The following is a 15,739-nucleotide window of genomic DNA, read 5'->3' on the forward strand; positions in this document are numbered from 1 at the left end:
TCACCGGAGACTCCACCAGCCTCGCTTCGGCTTGACCGGCGGGGCGGTGATTTCAGCGGGATCGGGCTCGGCGGGTTGGGCCGGCTCCGCCGCAGGTTGCGGTTCAGGCTCAGGCTGGGCCTCAACGACAGGCGCTTCCGGCGCCGCAGCGGGGGGAGCCTCCGCTTCCGGAGCGGCCTCGGTCGCGGCCGGCTTGCGTCGGCTGCGGGTCCGCTTGGCCGGGGCGGGCGCGGCCTCGGGCTCAGGCTGGGCCTCGGATGCGTCTGCAGCCTCCACGGCGGCCGTGGCCGCGGCGATGGCCTCAACAGGTTCGGCCTCGCCGGTCTGCTCCGTCACGCCTTCAAGCTGGGTCTCGCCGCCCGGACGCTTGCGGCGCACGCGGCGGCGACCGCCGCGCTCGTCACCGGCCTCAGCCGCGGGGGCGGGGGCGGGGGACTCGCCGCGACTCTCGGCCGCGGGCCGTTCCCTGGCGGGTTCGTCCTGCGCCGGTCGGCTGCGCATCTCGATCGGGTCGAACCAGACGTAGGGATCTTCGAGGGACGGCGTGCGCCCGCGAACCCAGGCGTAAGCGCCTGAGGTCTCGCCGCCTTCGCGAGCGCGGCGACCGCCCCGGCGACCGCGCCGACGGCGGCGTCCAGCCTCGTCCTCGCCGTCCTGCTCCGTCTCGGCCCGAACCGTGTCGCGCGGCGCCTCGTCGCCATCTTCACGGCGTCCGCCCCGTCCTCGCCGACGGCGGCGACGGCCCCGGCGGCCCTCGCCGTCGCCACGGTCTGGTCGGGCGCGGCCGGAATCGTCCTCGGAATCTTCGGCGTCGTCTTCGGAACCGTCCGCCAGCTCCTCGGGCTCGTCCCCATCGTCAAAGACCTGTTCGTCGCGCAGGTCCTCTTCAGTCGGCTGCATGCGGCGCCGGGCGTTGACGGCGCCGGTCGGGCGCGGCGCCTCGTCAGCGGTGACGGTGCGCTCTATCGCGTGCTCGGCGTGGCCCAGGGCGTCGTCGACCTGGACCGTGACGTCCAGGCCCAACTCGTCGGCCATGCGGTTCAGGAATTCCCGCTTGTGATTCAGCACATAGAGGGCAACGGCCATGGGCGCGCGCAGGGTGACGGCTCCCGCGCCGTTCTTCGCCGCCTCCATCTCGACCGAACGCAGCGCCGTGAGGGCAAGTGATTCGGCCGAACGCACGCGGCCCGAGCCGCCGCAGTGCTCACAGATGTGGGTGGTGCCTTCCAGGACGCCGGTGCGGCGGCGCTGACGGCTGATCTCCATCAGGCCGAAGCCCGAAATCTTGCCCATCTGGATGCGGGCGCGGTCCTCGTCCAGGGCGTCCTTCAAACGCTTCTCGACGGCGCGGTTGTTCTTGCCCTCGTCCATGTCGATGAAGTCGATGACAATCAGGCCGGCCAGGTCGCGCAGGCGCAGCTGGCGCGCCGCCTCGTCGGCGGCCTCGAGGTTGGTCTTCAGCGCCGTCGCCTCGACGTTCCGCTCTTTGGTGGCCTTGCCCGAGTTGACGTCGATGGCGACCAGGGCCTCGGTCTGGTTGATCACCAGGTAGCCGCCGGACTTCAGCGGCACGACCGGAGAGTGGATCTGCTGCAGCATGTCCTCGACGCCGAACTTCACGAACAGCGGCGTGGGCTCGTCGTACAGCTGCACCTTCTTGGCCTGTGACGGCATGAGCTGGCGCATGAAGTCGCGCGCCTCGCGCCAGCCCTGCTCGCCCTGGACGTGGACGGCCTCGAAGTCCTTGTCAAACATGTCCCGAACCGCGCGGCGGACAAGGGTCTCCTCCTCATAGATGAGGGAAGGGGCAGTGGAGGCGAGGGTGGTGGAGCGGATGTCCTCCCACAGGCGCAGCAGGTACTCGTAGTCCCGCTTGATCTCCGCCTTGGTGCGCTTTGCGCCGGCGGTGCGGATGATCAGGCCCATGCCCGGCGGCACATCCAGAGACTGGGCCGCGGCCTTCAGGCGCTTGCGGTCCGCCGCCTGGGTGATCTTGCGGCTGATGCCGCCGCCCCGTCCCGAGTTGGGCATCAGCACGCAGTAGCGGCCCGCCAGCGAAAGCCAGGTGGTCAGGGCCGCGCCCTTGCCGCCACGCTCGTCCTTGACGACCTGGACCAGCATGATCTGGCGGCGCTTGATCACCTCCTGGATCTTGTAGCGGCGCATCAGCTTACGCTTCAGCCGCGCTTCGTCGGAGGCCTTGCCTTCCTCGTCGTCGTGGCCGTTCTCGCCGTCGACGTCCTGATCGTCCTCCTCGTCGTCCGCCTCAGCCATGATGGCTTCACGGTCGGCGACAGGGATCTGGTAATAGTCCGGGTGGATCTCGCTGAAGGCCAGGAAGCCGTGACGGTTGCCGCCGTATTCGACGAAAGCCGCCTGCAGGCTGGGCTCTACACGTGTGACCTTGGCCAGATAGATGTTGCCGCGCAGCTGACGCCGGGCGCGGCTTTCGAAGTCAAATTCCTCGACGTGGCGGCCGTCCACGACGGCGACGCGGGTCTCCTCGGCGTGGGCCGAGTCGATCAACATATGCTTGGGCATTAAGGGGGTCTCCACGACGCGGCCCTGACCTCGCACCTTGCGGTCGAGCGGGGGGGCGTCGCTGGGGTTGGATGGCGCACTCGCGGCCCGCGTCTTCGCCCCTCGGGGCGATCCCGGCGGTCAGCCGGCGGCGGAACAGAGCGGTGCGGCCCATGGTGTGGTTCGGATTCCTCGTCACGCGCTTTCAGGGCGTGTCGGGTGCGGCCGCTGGCGGACTGACGGGCAGGCCGGGCGGGCGCGGGGTTCAAACAGCGCCGCTGGCGGCCAGCGGTCCCGGCTAGAGGGACGAGCGCGGCGCGCCGGAGCGACGCGGCGAACTTAGTCACTTCAGGCGACGAAGGAAAGCGGGCGCTGAAACTTGGCGCCCTTAACCCATTCGGAAGCCTGATCTGGCAACTTGTCGGCCCTGCTTTCGGATGAGGACCAATCATGGCCGTCGGGCCTGCATCACCGGTGACGCGCCTACCTTCGCTGCGCGCCGTATTGGCCGTTGGAGCCCTACTGCTCGTCGCGGCGGCTGCGCTGCTGTTGCTGACCGCGGGGCGCGGCCTGGCGGACACCGATTCCGGCGACGTGATGCGCGTACGTTTCGGTGGTGATGCTCAAGTCACGCGGGTGGTGATTGACATGGGCCGCTCGGCCCAAGGGCGCCTTAGTGAGACGTCGGGTCAGGATCTGACGTTGGCTTTGGTCGGGGTGGATGCCGGCCGTGGTGCGGAGGCCGCCGGTCAGGGACTGGTGCGCAGCTATCGGCTGGACAGCGCTGGGGGCGCAGCCCGTCTGCGTCTGAACTTGACGCGGCAGGCCCAGGTCAAGCGGCGCTTCCTTCTGCCGCCCGGCGATGGCGTCAGTCACTACCGTTATGTGCTTGACCTCGAAGCGAGCGGCGCCGGCCCGGCCCGGTCGCCCGCCCGAGAGTCGTCGCCCACCAGATCCAACCGCACCCAGCCGCGCGTCATCGTGGTCGATGCCGGCCATGGCGGTCGGGACCCAGGGGCCCAGGGCGCTGAGCACGCGGAAAAAGCTATCACCTTGGCCGCGGCCCAGGCCCTGAAGGAGCGACTGGAGGCCACCGGCCGCTATCGGGTCGTCCTGACGCGCACCGGTGATTCCTATGTTCCGCTCGAAAGCCGGGTCCGCATCGCGCGCCAGGCCGGGGCCGACCTGTTCATCTCGCTGCATGCTGACGCCGGCCCGTCGCCGGAAACGCGCGGGGCCAGCGTCTACACCCTGGACGAGCGGGGGGAAGAACGGGCCGCGAGGCAGGTCATGGCCGGGCGCGGCGCGCTTTCAGGCGTTCAGTTGCCGGGGCGCGATCCCGCCGTTCGCCGTGTCCTTCTGGACCTGACCCAGCGCGCCACCCAGAACCGCTCGGCCGCCTTCGCCCAGGTGCTGTTGACTCACATTGAAGATGAGGCGCCGCTGCTTCGCCGCAGCCATCGCAACGACAACTTCGCGGTTCTCCTGGCGCCGGACGTGCCGGCCGTACTGCTGGAAATGGGATTCATCACCAATCCCGAGGACGAGCGGCTGCTGTCCAGCGCGCGCAGCCGTAACCGCCTGATGGGCGCCGTGGTCGAGGCGATCGACGCCTATTTCGCCATGCCTTCGGGCGGCTTGATGATGGCGGCGGCGCCCTGATTTAGGGCCGTCTGCGTCGATCAGGGCTTTGCGCCAGCGCGTAGGCCGCGTTACATCGGCCGTTGGCGCCCCCTGAGGGCGCGGGACGAGGGTATTCGTGAAAGTCGCCGGCCGAGGTTTTCTGATCGCGGGCATCGCGGTGCTCGGCGCCGTGACCCTGGCGGGCATGCTGCTGGCCATCTATGCGGCGTGGCTGTTCCATGACCTTCCCGACGCTTCGGAGCTGGCCGAATACCGGCCGCCGACGGCCACCCGCGTCTTTGCCTGGGACGGCACCCTGATCGGAGAGTTCTCTGACGAGCGGCGCGTCTTCGTGCCCTACGAGGAGATCCCGCCGGTCGTGGTCCAGGCCTTCCTGGCGGCTGAGGACCGCAACTTCTTCCGGCATGGCGGGGTGGACGTGGGCGGTCTGGGCCGCGCCATGGCCAAGAACGTGCTCAACGTGCTGCGTGGCCGCCGTCTCGAGGGCGGCTCGACCATCACCCAGCAGGTGGCCAAGAACGTCCTGCTGTCGAACGACGCCACGCTGGGCCGCAAGCTGCGTGAGGCCATCCTGGCCAGCCGCCTTGAGGCCACGCTGGACAAGGAACACATCCTCGAACTGTATCTGAACGAGATTTTCCTGGGCTACCGCTCCTATGGCGTGGGCGTCGCCGCCTACAACTACTTCGGCAAATCGCTGAACCAGCTGACGCCGGACGAGGCGGCCTTCCTTGCGGCCCTGCCTAAGGGTCCGAACAATTACCACCCGCGCCGTCACCCCGCCGCCGCCCAAGGTCGCCGGGACTGGGTTCTGGGACAGATGGAGCAGGCGGGCTGGCTGACCCGTGAGCAGGCCGAAGCGGCCCGCGCCCGGCCTCTGGTGACGCGCGACGCGCCCCAGCGTTCGGCCTACCGCGACGCGGACTTTTTCGTTGAGGAAACGCGCCGCCAGGCTCGCAACCTGTTTGGCGAACGGGTCAATCGCGACGGTCTCTATATCCGCACGACCCTAGACCCCGAGCTGCAGTCCGCCGCCCGTGACGCCCTGATGCGGGGGCTGGAGACCTATGACCGTCGCCACGGCTGGCGCGGCGCCTGGGGCAACATCTCGCCTTCAGCCGACTGGCGGGCCGAGGCGCAGCGGCGCTCACCTCCCTCCGAGCGGCGCGCCTGGCGCGCCGCCATCGTCGAGCATATCGACGGCAACGCCGCTCGCGTCCGCACGGCGCGAGAGGATCAGACCGGCCTGCTCGAACCGGCGGACGTCGCCTGGGCGCGAGCGGGGCGGGGCCTGTCCCGCGGCGACCTGATCTTCGTGGAGCCGGCCGCGAATGGCCGCTTCAATCTGCGGCAGGTTCCGATCGTGAACGGGGCCCTTGTGGCCATCGAACCCTTCTCGGGCCGCGTGGTGGCCATGGTCGGCGGCTATTCCTACTCCCTGTCGAACTTCAACCGGGCCACTCAGGCGCGCCGGCAGCCGGGCTCGGCGTTCAAGCCCTTCGTCTACGCGACCGCGCTGGAGGGGGAGTTCACCCCGGCGAGCATCGTGGTGGACGGCCCCATCTCGTTGCCCGGCGCGCGGCCGGGGGAACGCTGGACCCCGCAGAACTATAATCGCGACTTCTATGGTCCCCAGCCGTTGCGTCGCGGCCTCGAAATGTCGCGGAACCTGATGACCGTGCGCCTGGCGCAGCAGATCGGCATGCGACAGATTTCGGCCGACGCTGTACGCTTCGGCGTCGTGGACGACATGGACCCGGTCCTTGCCATGGCGCTGGGGGCGGGTGAGACGACGCCCTTCCGCCTGACGGCCGCCTACGCTCAGTTCGCCAACGGCGGCCGGCGCATCACGCCTCATCTGATTGAGTTGGTGCAGGACCGCCAGGGCCGCGTGGAATGGCGCGCCGATCAGCGGCCCTGCCGCGTTTGTCGGCGACCCTACGACGGCTCAGCCTCGCCGCGCCTGCCCCAGCTGGGCCAGCAGGTCATCGATCCCATCACGGCCTACCAGATCACCTCGATGCTGGAGGGCGTGGTTCAGCGCGGCACGGCGACGGCGGCCCGCTCGCTAGGCCGCCCCATCGCGGGCAAGACGGGCACCACGAATGACTACCGCAGCGCCTGGTTCGTCGGCTATTCGCCTGATCTTGTAGTGGGCGTGTTCGTCGGCTTCGATGACAACCGGTCCCTCGGCAACGGCGAGACGGGCTCAACGGCGGCGGTGCCGATCTTCGTCGACTTCATGGAAGACGCACTGCGCGACCGGCCCGTTCGCGAGTTCCGCCGGCCCTCCAACGCCGTCATGATCAATGTGCGCGGCATCGAGGAGGCCTTCCGCCCAGGCACCGAGCGGCGTGCTCAGGCCCCGGTTGCTGAAGCCGGACCCGCACCGAGCGGCCCGCAGCCCTACGATCAGGTGTGGCGCGATGGTCAGGTTACGGGCGCAGACAACGCGGGTGCAGCTGCCGCGCCCCGCCCGCCGGCGCGGGAAGAACCGCCGGAAGACTTGAGCGGTCTCTACTAGAGCCGCACCCTGCCCTTGGAGTTGGAAGCATGAGATTGGATGTCGAGGCCATGGCGGCCGACATCGAGCAGTCCGTCGGGCTGCTCAGGAGGCGTCTTTGACTGGGATGCCGCCCTTCGCAAACTGGACGAACTGAACGCCCGCGTCGAAGACCCCAGCCTGTGGGACGACGCCGACAACGCCCAGGCCGTCATGCGGGAACGCACACGGCTGGCCGACCAGGTCGCGCTGGTCAAGACGCTTGAGCGCGAGACCGAGGACGCCATCGCCTTCGCCGAACTGGCGGACGAGGAGGGCGACGAGGCCTCGCTGGAGGAGGCCCGTCAACAGCTGCGGGACCTGAAGGCGCGCGCTGGCCGCGCCGAGCTGGAAGCCCTCCTTTCAGGCGAGGCCGACGCCAACGACGCCTTCCTCGAGGTGAACTCCGGCGCCGGCGGCACCGAGTCCTGCGACTGGGCGTCGATGCTGCTGCGCATGTACACGCGGTGGGCGGGCGCCCACGGTTATGAGGTGGACCTGATCGAGGAAACCCCGGGCGAGCAGGCCGGGATCAAGTCGGCCACCATCCAGGTGAAGGGCGCGAACGCCTATGGCTGGCTCAAGTCGGAATCGGGCGTGCATCGCCTGGTGCGCATCAGCCCGTACGACTCGAGCGCCCGGCGCCACACCAGCTTCGCTTCGGTGGGCGTCTCGCCGGTGGTGGATGACACCATCGAGATCGAAATCAATCCCGCCGATGTGCGCACGGACACCTACCGCGCCTCGGGCGCGGGCGGCCAGCACGTCAACAAGACGGACTCAGCCGTGCGCCTCACGCACATTCCGACCAATACGGTTGTGGCGTGCCAGACTGAGCGGTCCCAGCACCAGAACCGCGACCGGGCCTGGAAGATGCTGCGCGCGCGGCTTTACGAGCTGGAGCTGCAGAAGCGCGAGGCGGCCGCCCAGGCGTTGGAGGACGCCAAGACGGACATCGGCTGGGGTCACCAGATCCGATCCTACGTCCTGCAGCCCTATCAGATGGTCAAGGATCTGCGCACCAATGTGGAGACGTCCGACACCCAGGGCGTGCTGGACGGCGATCTGGACGCCTTCATGGGAGCCGCCTTGGCGGCTCGGGTTGGCGTCACGCGCGATGGCGCGGAGGGGTAAGGCCCCTGCCGCCCTCGAACCTCTGACGGTCTAGACCGACTTCATCTCGATGACCTGGGCCGGCGCCGGCTCCGGCTGAGGCGCGGCGGCCGCCGCGGGGGCAGGCGCTGCGGCGGGTCGGGCGGGCTGGGCGTCCTTGCGGCCCTGCTGGCAGCGGCCCTGGAAGAAGGCGCCCGTCTCGATGGCCAGCTGATCGTGCGTGATGTCGCCGTCCACATAGGCGGTGGCGGCCAGGCGAACCTGCTTGCCGCTCACGGTGCCGACGACGCGCCCGCGCACCTCGATGGAATCGGCGGAGACGCCGCCCTCGACCGAGCCGGTCTCGCCCACGACCAGGCGACCGACGCGGACGTCGCCGCGCACCGTGCCGTCGATCTGCAGGTCCCCCTGGCCGGTGATGTCGCCCGTGAAGGTCAGGTCCGATGACAGCACCGAGCCGGGCCGAGACGCCGGCGCAGGGGCCGGACGCGGGGCCTGGGCGACCGGCGCGCCGCCGGGCGCCTTCAAGTCGGGAAGCGGCGGAATGGGCTCGGGACGGGCCTGGGGCTGAGCCTTGGGCTGGGAGGGCTTAGTCTTGGAGAACATTGTCGCCTGCCTTGATGAAACGTGCGGGGTTCTGAGGGCGGCCGTTGACCCACACCTCATAGTGCAGGTGGACGCCGGTGGAGCGGCCGGTGGTGCCCATGCCGCCGATGCGCTGGCCGATGGCCACGCGCTGGCCGGGCCGGACCGAGATCGTGTTGAGGTGGGCGTAACGCGTCTTGAAGCCGCCGCCATGGTCGATCTCGACGGTATTGCCATACCCGTTGCGGACCCCCGCAAAGGAGATCACGCCGGGCGCCGTCGCCGTGATGGGGCTATTGCGCGGGCCGGCGAAATCTTGACCCTGGTGCAGGGCGGGGCGACCGTTGAAGGGATCAAAACGCACGCCGAAGCCCGAGGTCTGGCGCACGCCCGTGGCGGGGCGGCCGAAAGGCAGACGCTCGGCGGCGTCCGACAGGGCCCGCATTTCGGAGAGGTTGTCGGCGGCGTGGCGGATGCGGATCGCAAAGGCCTCGTCCACGTCCAGCACGGCGGCCAGGGCGCGGGGGTCGCCTGCATCCACCAGCGGACCGCCCAGGCTCGAACTGGAGCCGGCGTAGGCGGAGGGGTTCAGTCCCGCCAGGCGGAACGCCAGACGCAGCCGCTCGGCGCGGTCCCCCGCGAAGTTTTCGGCCCTGGCGATCAGGCGTTCCTGATCCAGTCGCACCGCCATGACCCGCTCAAGGGGCGCGCGGTTCTCGTCAATGCGGCGCGGCGCCAGCACCTCGCGCGCGCCGGGGACGTCGCGGAAGGTGGCCATGACACGGGTCAGGGCGGCGTGACGCCGCTCGACCGTGTGGGCCAGTTCATCGATCGAGCCGTTGGTCGCCGTCATCTTGGCGACGGCGCTGTCGAGACGCGCCTGAAGCTCGGCGTTCATGCGCTCGGAAGCGGCTCGCGCCCGCACGACCTCGTGGTCGGCCCGGCTGGCCGTAATGGCGTTGAGCGCGAAAAGGCCGGCCGATCCGGCGATCCAGGCGACCGCCACGCTGGCGGCGCCGGCCATCATCACTTGCTTGCCGGTGGTCAGGATGTAGCCGCGCGTCTCGCCGCCGGACCGCAGGTAAAGATGCCGCTCCGGAAATACGCGCTCGATGAAATCTCTAAGCCAAGCCACCCGAGCCTTAACCATGAACTCCCCCCGAGCCCTTATCCCGCAAAGGTTATGCACCCATGGGGCGGCCCGGGGCAAGGGTGTTCACCCTTTGTTAACCCTGATTTCGCCCAGCGAAATATTGTCGCAGCCCAGATTCGTGAGACTTCGCGTCTGAGGCGAACGCTGCGCGAATCTGAGACGACACGTCGGAGGTCTTAGGAGGATCGGGTTACAATCAGACGATCAGGCGTGTTTAACGGGGAGTTGCTGGAGAGCGTCGAGAACCTCCTGCGCATGGTTGGGCACGGACACCTTGCGCCAGACCCTGGCCACGCGCCCGTCAGGTCCGATCAGGAAGGTGGCCCGTTCTATGCCCATGTATTTGCGGCCATACATGCTCTTTTCGACCCAGACGCCATAAGCCTCGGTCACGAGCCCCTCCTCGTCGGCGCCCAGGGTCAGGTTGAGGTCGTACTTGGCCTTGAAGCGATCGTGTTTCTTCGCCGTGTCGCGCGACACGCCAACGACGGCGGCGCCGGCTCGCGCAAACTCGGCGGCCAGGCTGCTGAACTCCTGCGCCTCGCGCGTGCAGCCGGGCGTGTCGTCCTTGGGGTAAAAGTAGAGCACCAGCGGCTTGCCGGCGAGGTCCGTCAGCCGCACGCGGGCGCCGCCGTCCGTGGGCATGTCGAAGTCAGGGGCGCGGTCGCCCTCAGCGGGACCACTCATGGGCCTCTCCTATTCAACGGCCATATTGTCGATCAGGCGGGTGCCGCCCAGCCAAGCTGCGGCCAGGATACGCGCCGGCGCGCCGAGGCGATCACCGGGGAAGATTCCCAAGTCTTCCGCACGGCGGAGCGCAACGTAGTCCACGCGATCAAAGCCAGCCGCAAGCAGGGCCTCTGCGGCCTGAGCCTCCGCCTGACCAACGGGGGCGCCGGATAGGGCGGCGAGCCCCGCCTGTTTGAGAATCACGTTCAGCCGCCGCGCCACGGATAGCTCAGCGTCATTCAGGTAAGCGTTGCGCGACGAGAGGGCGAGGCCGTGCGCGTCGCGCACTGTGGACCCGCCGACGATCTGGGTAGGGATATCCAAGTCGCGCGCCATGCGCCGTACCGTCAGCAACTGCTGATAGTCCTTCTCTCCGAAGACGGCCACATCCGCCTGCACCTGGTTGAGCAGCTTGGCCACCACCAGCGCCACGCCGCCGAAAAAGTGCGGGCGGCTGTCGCTTTCAAGCCCGTCGGTGGGGCCTGCGACCTGGATGCGGGTGGCGAAACCGGGCGGGTACATCTCGGCCGGAGTGGGCGCGAACAGCAGGTCACAGCCCTCGGTCGCCAGCAATTCGGCGTCGCGGGCCTCCTGTCTTGGATAGCGGTCCAGGTCCTCGGTCGGGGCGAACTGGGTCGGATTGACGAAGATCGAGCAGACAGTGCGGTCAGCCAGGCCTCGGGCCTGCCGGATCAAGGCGAGGTGCCCCTCGTGCAAGGCGCCCATGGTGGGCACGAATCCGACACTGAGGCCCCCGGCTCGCCAGGCGCGAACCTGCTCGCGCAGGCCGGCGATGGTGCGGACGATGGGAAGCTCGGCCATAAGTCCTTCTTAAGCCTGTTCTTCAACGGGGCTTTGAGATGCGCCCGCTAGGGTGGCGCTTATGACGCCGCGTGTTCCGTTCCGTCCAGTGCTTGCCGCCGGTCTTGCGATCCTCGCCGCCGGATGCAGCGCCGTTGAGGCCGATCCTAACCGCTTCGAGCGGTGGGGCGAGGCCGTGGCCAGTATCCGCATCTCCGCTGATGACGCGCCGTCGGCTGACCGACCCGGCGCGCCGCCTCTGATCGCGCCTGATCTTTCCGCGTCGCGCCGCGCCGGCCTGCGCCAGGCGCTGGCGGTCGAGGTCATAGAGCCGGAACAGCTTTGGGACGCTCGTCTGGGTGACCTGCGCGGCGCCATGGATGTGGCCCAGCCTGTTCTGCAGCAGGTCTCGAATGTCGCCGAAGCCTCTGGCCGCCCCTTGGCTCCTGACACAGGCGAAGGCGTGCTGATCCAGTTGGGCGCCTATTCCGACGAGGGGGCTGCACGCGCGGCCTTCGCCGCCGCTGTCGCCCGGGCGGGGGGACGGCTGGCCGACGCTCAACCCGTGCTTCAGCGCACCTCGACCGTCGATGGCCGCACCCTGGTACGCCTGAAGGCCGGACCGATCCCGGCCGGCGCGGCCGCCTCTGCCTGCCGGGCCGCCGGCGTGACTGACCGGTGGTGCGCCGTGGCGCGCAGTTAAGCCGCAGCGTTGGGGATCATTTCCCATCCACGTTGACGCCGCGGAGCGTTAAGGCTGACCTCGAAGCTGGCGCAGGATTGAGTCGCGCCGTTCGGGAGTAGCTCGCGTGGCCAAGGTCATCGTCATCGGTAACGAAAAGGGCGGGGCGGGCAAATCCACCATCGCCATCCACTTGGTGACCGCCCTGCTTCATGGCGGCAATCGCGTGGGGGTCATCGATCTGGACCTGCGCCAGCGGTCGCTGGGACGTTTTCTGGCCAACCGGCGCGCGTGGCTCGCCGCGAATGCCGTCAACGCCCCCTGCCCAGACGAGCCGGACCTGGGTATGGACGGCGCCCTGCTGGCCCGTGCGCCTGTCGCTGACCAGCTTGCGGCTTTTCAGAACGCCTTCGCCGCGGCGAGCGATCTCGATTTCATCGTCATCGACACGCCGGGCGGCGACACCGACCTGTCGCGGGCCGCCCACGCCGAGGCCGATGTGATCGTCACGCCGATGAACGACAGCTTCGTGGATTTCGACCTGCTGGGGCATGTGGACCCTGTCAGCCTCGAGCTGACGCGGCCCTCCATCTATAGCGAGACCGTTTGGGAGTCGCGAAAGGCCAAGGCCATGTCGCGTCGGGGTCAGATCGACTGGATCGTGCTCTCCAATCGCCTTGGCGTGGCCGAAGCCCGGAATCGCCGTCGCGTCGATGACCGCCTGGCCCTGCTGGCGCGCAAGGTGGGCTTTCGCGTGGGTCCGGGGCTTCGCGACCGGGTCATCTACCGCGAGCTGTTCCCGTTCGGCCTGACGGTCGCGGATCTCTCGACCGAGATTCGCCCCGTCTCGGTAAGCCTCGCCCATGTGGCGGCGCGGCAGGAGCTGCGCGCCCTGATCCACGCCATCGGTCTGGAAGAGGCGGCGGGTCTGGCCGCTGCGGCCTGAGGCCGTGATCATCGTCTGGATCCTGCTGGGCGCCGCCCTGTTCTGGGTGATCGCGCGGACGCTTCGAAAAGCTCAAACGCGCGGCGGCGATGGCTGGCGCGTAGGGGCGGGGGTTCTGGCCGCCGTCAGCGTCATCGGAGCGGTCACGGCCGCCAGCCGAGGGGGCTGGTTGTTGGCGGTCTGCCTGGCGGTGATCGGCGTTTCCCTGGCGCTTTCCGCTCGCCGAGGAATGGGCGCAGCTACGCCTGCGCAGCCCGAGGTGATGACAGAGCGCGAGGCGCGCTCGACCCTGGGGGTACCGGATGATGCGGGTCCGGACGAGATTGAGACGGCTTACCGTCGCCTCATGCGCCGCGTCCATCCGGATCAGGGCGGTGCGGAGGGGCTGGCGGCCCGGCTCAATGCGGCCAGGCAGCGGCTGAAGGGTTAGGGATCAGCCTCGACGGGCGATGCAGTCCAGCCGCGCCTGGGTCATGGCGGCGCAGGCGGCGCGCGCCGCTTCCTGCGTCAGGCCCGTGAAACGCGAGCGATACCAGCCGTTGGCGGTCTGGATGTCGGACTCGGCGCCGCGGAAGTGGCTCGAGAACCGGCGTGATACCGTGCGGATCCAGCCTTGAGCGTCGCTGCGGCTACGGAAGGCGCCGACCTGCACGATCCAGTCCCCGGACGGACGGCTCCGCGTGGGCGGCGGCGCGGCCGGGCGGCGCGCGGGGGCGGGCGGGCTGGTCGCATCGCCCGAGGCGCCGTTCAGAGCGGCGGTCAGGTCACGCGCTTCCCCGAGGTTTGCAGTCTCGGTCACGCGCGCATCGGCGGCCAGTGTCACGCCGGCCTCGCCGGTACGAAGCTCGGCGTACTGGATGGGTCCAGAGGGCAGGCGCGGCGAAAGCGCGGTTTCGAAGAAGGTCTGCGCCACGGGGATCAGCTCGCCGTGCTCGCGGCGGTTCTCCACTTCGAAGCCGGTCTCGATCAGCGTCGACATGTGGTCATTGCGCGTGCGGCTGGTGCGGCCGCCCAACACCACTGCGATCAGGCGGCGGTCGCCGCGCACGGCCGACGCCGCGAGGTTGTAGCCCGAGGCGTTGGTGTAGCCGGTCTTGATGCCGTCCACGCCAGGCATGGAGTGCAACAGGCCATTGGTGTTGCGGTAGGTGCGGCCTTCGAACTCCCACTCCCGCGTACTGAAATAGCTGTAGTACTGCGGGAAATCCCGCATCATGGCCCGCGAAAGTAGGGCGATGTCGCGCGCGGTGGAGATGTTGCGGCTGTCAGGCAGGCCATGCGGATTGACGAAGCGGGTCTCGTCCATGCCCAGTTCGCGGGCGCGCAGAGTCATCTGGGCGGTGAAGGCGGCTTCACTGCCGCCGATGTGCTCGGCGACGGCCATGGCCATGTCATTGGCAGATTTCACCGCCATCGCTTTCAACGCGTTGTCCAGCGAGATGGTGCGTCCGGCGGGCAGGCCGAGCTTGGACGGCGGTTGCGAGGCGGCGCGCGGCGAAATCACTACGCGGTCATCAAGGCTGACTCGGCCCTGCTCCAGCGCCTCGAAGGCCATGTACATGGTCATGACCTTGGTGATGGAAGCCGGATAGCGGCTGGCGTCGGCGCGCCGCGAGAACAGCACCTCGCCTGTCCGAGCGTCCACGACGATGGCGGCGTAGCGGGCGTCGTCCGCGGGGTCGGCCGTCGCGGGCGCCAGCCCTCCGGCGCTAAGCGTCGCGAGCAGGGCGGCGGTCAGGAACAGGGCGGGGCGTCGGGTGGAACGGATCATGACGACGTCCGGACGGATAAGCGGCGGCGGAAAGACCATACCATGCCATCACGGCCTTGCCCGTAGGTAAACAGGGCGTTGCGTCGCGGTCCAGAGGTCGTCTCGTGGAACGAATGTTGCGCTGCAGCATTTTCCCTTGACGCGAGTTCGCATATGCGAGATAACACCGCTCGCCAGGGGGCTGCCAAAGCCCCCTCGATCCCATTTGAGCGTGGCGCTCCCCCGCCGCTGAACCCTTAGAAGGAGACCAGCAATGGCCACCGAAACCAAGACCGAAGCCAAGATCGAAAACAAGACCGCCGAGACCGTGAAGGCCGCGGCCGACACCGCCCGCAAGACCGCCGAAAAGGCTCAGGCCGCCAGCGTGAACGCCTTCCGCGACGGCATGGACCGCTCGCTGAACGCCATGGGCGAACTGACCGCCGCCTCCAAGCGCAACCTGGAAGCCGCCGTTGAGTCCGCTACGGCCGCCACCCGCGGCTTCGAAGCCCTGAACACCGAGGCGCTGGCCTGGGGCAAGAAGAGCTGGGAAGACGGCGTGAACACCGCCCAAGCGCTGGCTTCGGCCCGTTCGGTGCAGGAAGTGGTCGAGCTGCAGACGGCCTGGGCCAAGTCGGCCTCGGAAGCCTACATGGCCGAGCTGAACCGCATGACCGAGATCATGACCGCCTCGGTCAAGGACACCTTCCGTCCGATCAACGAGCGCATGACCGCCACGGTCGAGCGCTTCCAGGCCGCCCGCTAAGCTCTAGCGCCGCCTGAAACGATGAGAGGCCCCGGGGGCGACCCCGGGGCCTTTTTTGTGCGCCATACCCACAGGCCGGCTGCGGCTTCAAGCCGCTTGGGCTTTTCAGAAGGGGCGATCAGCCTATCTAATGGTCCTAGGCGGTCATCCTGACCGCTCTGAGTCTGAAGGACGGAATGGCCAGACCACCCGGCAGGACAGAGAGCCCAGGCGGCGCGGCGGGCGTGATCACCGAGGTCAAACCCAAGGTCGCCAAGCCCTCCATGTACCGCGTCCTGCTGTTGAACGACGATTTCACCCCGATGGAGTTCGTCGTTTATGTGCTTGAACGCCTGTTCAACAAATCGCGTGAGGAAGCTACGCGGGTGATGCTGCACGTGCATCAGAACGGCGTGGGCCTGTGTGGCGTCTACACCTACGAGGTCGCCGAGACGAAGGTGGCCCAGGTTATGGAGCTGGCGCGGCGGCATCAGCACCCCCTTCAGTGCACAATGGAAAAGGACTAGTC

General features: G+C 68.6%; 14 protein-coding genes. 8 read left to right on the top strand and 6 right to left on the bottom strand.

Annotated elements, in window-relative coordinates:
- Positions 1-2,541: an Rne/Rng family ribonuclease gene (locus Q0812_RS03285; protein WP_302108862.1), complete on the bottom strand. Its 2,541-nt coding sequence runs from the start codon at positions 2,539-2,541 to the stop codon at positions 1-3.
- A gap of 429 nt (positions 2,542-2,970) precedes the next feature.
- Between Q0812_RS03285 and Q0812_RS03290 the strand changes: the two genes are divergently transcribed.
- The 3 genes from Q0812_RS03290 to prfB all read left to right on the top strand — a co-directional run bounded on the left by Q0812_RS03290 (position 2,971) and on the right by prfB (position 7,840).
- Positions 2,971-4,182, top strand: a complete 1,212-nt coding sequence (locus Q0812_RS03290) for an N-acetylmuramoyl-L-alanine amidase family protein (RefSeq protein WP_302108863.1) — start codon at positions 2,971-2,973, stop codon at positions 4,180-4,182.
- A gap of 97 nt (positions 4,183-4,279) precedes the next feature.
- Positions 4,280-6,688: a penicillin-binding protein 1A gene (locus Q0812_RS03295; RefSeq protein ID WP_341923475.1), complete on the top strand. Its 2,409-nt coding sequence runs from the start codon at positions 4,280-4,282 to the stop codon at positions 6,686-6,688.
- Positions 6,689-6,717: 29 nt separating this feature from the next.
- A protein-coding gene (prfB, locus tag Q0812_RS03300) for a peptide chain release factor 2 (protein ID WP_302108864.1) occupies positions 6,718-7,840 on the top strand; the annotation gives its coding sequence in 2 pieces (ribosomal slippage) (positions 6,718-6,786 and positions 6,788-7,840; 1,122 coding nt in all).
- Positions 7,841-7,870: 30 nt separating this feature from the next.
- On the opposite strand, the gene Q0812_RS03305 is transcribed toward prfB, so the two are convergent.
- The 4 genes from Q0812_RS03305 to panC form a co-directional block, all read right to left on the bottom strand.
- Complete coding sequence (locus tag Q0812_RS03305) at positions 7,871-8,425, bottom strand: bactofilin family protein (RefSeq protein WP_302108865.1); 555 nt, start codon at positions 8,423-8,425, stop codon at positions 7,871-7,873.
- Positions 8,409-9,554 carry a peptidoglycan DD-metalloendopeptidase family protein gene (locus tag Q0812_RS03310; protein ID WP_302108866.1) on the bottom strand — a complete coding sequence of 382 codons (1,146 nt, stop codon included), beginning with the start codon at positions 9,552-9,554 and terminating at the stop codon, positions 8,409-8,411. Before Q0812_RS03310 ends, Q0812_RS03305 begins: the two co-directional genes overlap by 17 nt.
- Before the next feature lie 207 nt (positions 9,555-9,761).
- A complete protein-coding gene (locus Q0812_RS03315) occupies positions 9,762-10,244 on the bottom strand; it encodes a peroxiredoxin (protein ID WP_302108867.1) in 483 nt (160 codons plus the stop codon).
- Positions 10,245-10,253: 9 nt separating this feature from the next.
- Positions 10,254-11,108, bottom strand: a complete 855-nt coding sequence (gene panC / locus Q0812_RS03320; RefSeq protein ID WP_302108868.1) for a pantoate--beta-alanine ligase — start codon at positions 11,106-11,108, stop codon at positions 10,254-10,256.
- A gap of 61 nt (positions 11,109-11,169) precedes the next feature.
- Between panC and Q0812_RS03325 the strand changes: the two genes are divergently transcribed.
- From Q0812_RS03325 to Q0812_RS03335, 3 genes are all read left to right on the top strand, one after another.
- Positions 11,170-11,790 carry a hypothetical protein gene (locus Q0812_RS03325; protein ID WP_302108869.1) on the top strand — a complete coding sequence of 207 codons (621 nt, stop codon included), beginning with the start codon at positions 11,170-11,172 and terminating at the stop codon, positions 11,788-11,790.
- A 106-nt stretch (positions 11,791-11,896) separates the two neighbouring features.
- Positions 11,897-12,715, top strand: coding sequence for a division plane positioning ATPase MipZ (locus Q0812_RS03330; protein ID WP_302108870.1), 819 nt, complete (start codon positions 11,897-11,899; stop codon positions 12,713-12,715).
- 4 nt (positions 12,716-12,719) lie between these two features.
- Positions 12,720-13,145 (top strand): J domain-containing protein, encoded by a 426-nt coding sequence (locus Q0812_RS03335; protein WP_302108871.1) that lies wholly within the window; start codon positions 12,720-12,722, stop codon positions 13,143-13,145.
- A 3-nt stretch (positions 13,146-13,148) separates the two neighbouring features.
- Here Q0812_RS03335 and Q0812_RS03340 read toward each other — a convergent pair whose 3' ends face one another.
- Entirely contained in the window at positions 13,149-14,486 is a 1,338-nt protein-coding gene (locus Q0812_RS03340) for a D-alanyl-D-alanine carboxypeptidase (RefSeq protein WP_302108872.1), read from the bottom strand.
- Between the two features lie 253 nt (positions 14,487-14,739).
- Between Q0812_RS03340 and Q0812_RS03345 the strand changes: the two genes are divergently transcribed.
- Together Q0812_RS03345 and clpS are read left to right on the top strand one after the other, a co-directional pair.
- Positions 14,740-15,231 (top strand): phasin family protein, encoded by a 492-nt coding sequence (locus Q0812_RS03345; RefSeq protein ID WP_302108873.1) that lies wholly within the window; start codon positions 14,740-14,742, stop codon positions 15,229-15,231.
- Between the two features lie 176 nt (positions 15,232-15,407).
- A complete protein-coding gene (clpS, locus tag Q0812_RS03350; RefSeq protein WP_302108874.1) occupies positions 15,408-15,737 on the top strand; it encodes an ATP-dependent Clp protease adapter ClpS in 330 nt (109 codons plus the stop codon).
- The last annotated feature ends 2 nt before the right edge of the window (positions 15,738-15,739 follow it).

The sequence above is a fragment of the Peiella sedimenti genome (assembly GCF_030504955.1).
Taxonomy (GTDB): domain Bacteria; phylum Pseudomonadota; class Alphaproteobacteria; order Caulobacterales; family Caulobacteraceae; genus Brevundimonas; species Brevundimonas sedimenti.